The sequence below is a fragment of the Schaalia canis genome, assembly GCF_003858455.1.
In the GTDB taxonomy this organism is placed as follows: Bacteria; Actinomycetota; Actinomycetes; order Actinomycetales; family Actinomycetaceae; genus Pauljensenia; species Pauljensenia canis.
Genome location: NZ_RQZF01000025.1, coordinates 1 through 1,763 on the forward strand (window position 1 = coordinate 1; position 1,763 = coordinate 1,763).

Below are 1,763 nucleotides of genomic sequence, written 5' to 3' on the forward strand. Positions count from 1 at the left end.
CGATGAGTAATGCCTCCACGCAGGCTATTTCTACAGGGGTGGGGGTGTTTTTGGGGAGGTTGGAAGGGGCGTGTGTGTGATCCATGGCGTGCGTGTCCCCCTTCCAAGTAAATCGCCAGAGAGTGAACGTGGTGGCGTCCCCCATCAGGGTGGGGAGGTTGGCCAGGGCCTGCAGGAGCACCTCTATTGCTCGGAGGCTCAATATTACTGCCCTGATGAAATGCAGCGGAAAATCTTACGAGGACTTTGGCGAGTAGAGTTTACGGAACTCGGATTCAAGAGTTACTTGCTCGAGTAAGAATTTGCAGGCTGCCTTCTCGTCTTCAAAGCGACCTTTTGCTGACAGAATTGCCCTTTCATCATGCCATGCGACTATCCAGGGGCGTTGCAGGTGGCGACCGAAGAGTCCTTTGCGGTAGAAGAGCACGTACTGTTGGAGCTTTTGGGGTTTGCCAAAGCAATACAAGTTGGGGTCAAGGTTGGCTTCGGTGGCTTTGGCGAGGAAGGTGAGGAAAATATCGGAGTAACCGATGGGAGCGTCGATGAGTGTCCACTCGCTGGCCACGCATGTTGGATGGAGATCTTCTCGCGGGCGTTCGCTGGCGTGGAGGTGGTGTAGGAGGACCTGGGCCTGTTCTAACGGGTAGGAGTTGTACTCTGATAGAAACCACAATGCGTCGTCAATCTTGACTAAGCCAATACGTTCGTTCTCCGTGGAGGAAAAGACCTCGATCCAATATGTTCTCGTCACTTTGTGCGCGTTTTGAGGAGCGATGATTCTCCTCCACAAAGGCGGGTGAGTATATTCCTTACAGGCGCGAGAACGAATCCTCACATACTGCATAGCCATATCACGTGTCCCTTCTATTGGTAGGGTGATTTTCCTTTTCTCTTCGCGATGGAGAAATAGCTGTGATGTTCTATGGTGCGAGCCGCCATGACCAAACGTCTTCATGGAGACCTTTGTAGATTTGTTGTTCGGGGAGGAATATCTGCCCTCCTCCGCCAGGATATCTAATCTTAGTTTCTGCATCGATCTGGGGAGCGACTGTGCCTGAGTAGGCAGGTTGCCCACCGCCGTGGATCCACGTGTACCCCATAGCGACATCACGATACTCGCCCCCCTTTTCCCAGTACTCGACGAGTGCTTTGTCCTGGCGGAATTGGGAAATGGAGAAGGGCGCATCTACCGAGTGCCAGCTTCCATAGGGGGAATCAACGGGAGCTGCTCGGTGAAGCACCTGGGGGATGTCCAGGTATGATCCGTGGTAGATTCCCCACTTGAAGTTCTTCATATAGTCAAACTTAAGCCAGGGGGGGTTGGGAGGACATGATCCCGCCTGTTGCTGCTCCGATTCCACCGTTGACGAAGGCTGCTTGGGCGAGGCCTTGGGCTGAATACGAGTCAGCTGTCATGAGGTATTCAGCGGTTCCAGACGCTGCGCACACGGCGTCGTCGTATCCCACTTGTTCACAGTCCACAGCACCGTCGAAGTATTTTTGGGTTCCGATTGAGATGCCTCCTCTAAGCAAGGCTCCCGATGCGCCTAACAGAGCGAGTCCAACTGGCCCACCAATGCCGGTGCACATGAGTGCCTCCCTGCCAACAACAAGAGCTCCTGAGGTTGTCCACAAGTTGGGGACAACCTCAGGTGGGCTGGTTTACCAGGGTGTGGTGTGGGGGACTGTCCAGTGGGGGTTGGTGGGGAGTTGGTCGTAGTGGGGTGGGGATAGGGGTGAGGGGGTGTGTTGGAGGTAGGTGG

Annotated in this window: 2 protein-coding genes; both read right to left on the bottom strand. The window is 54.6% G+C overall.

Going from position 1 to position 1,763, the window contains the following annotated elements:
- Positions 1–235 precede the first annotated feature (235 nt).
- Positions 236–751: a hypothetical protein gene (locus EII11_RS10300; RefSeq protein WP_124872478.1), complete on the bottom strand. Its 516-nt coding sequence runs from the start codon at positions 749–751 to the stop codon at positions 236–238.
- Positions 752–1,305: 554 nt separating this feature from the next.
- On the bottom strand, positions 1,306–1,590 hold the full coding sequence (locus EII11_RS10305) for a hypothetical protein (RefSeq protein ID WP_124872481.1): 285 nt from the start codon (positions 1,588–1,590) through the stop codon (positions 1,306–1,308).
- Between the last annotated feature and the right edge of the window lie 173 nt (positions 1,591–1,763).

Bases quoted from the DNA above. Each gene is read 5' to 3' on its own strand.
- EII11_RS10305 (WP_124872481.1), bottom strand. From the start codon at position 1,590: ATGTGCACCGGCATTGGTGGGCCAGTTGGACTCGCTCTGTTAGGCGCA.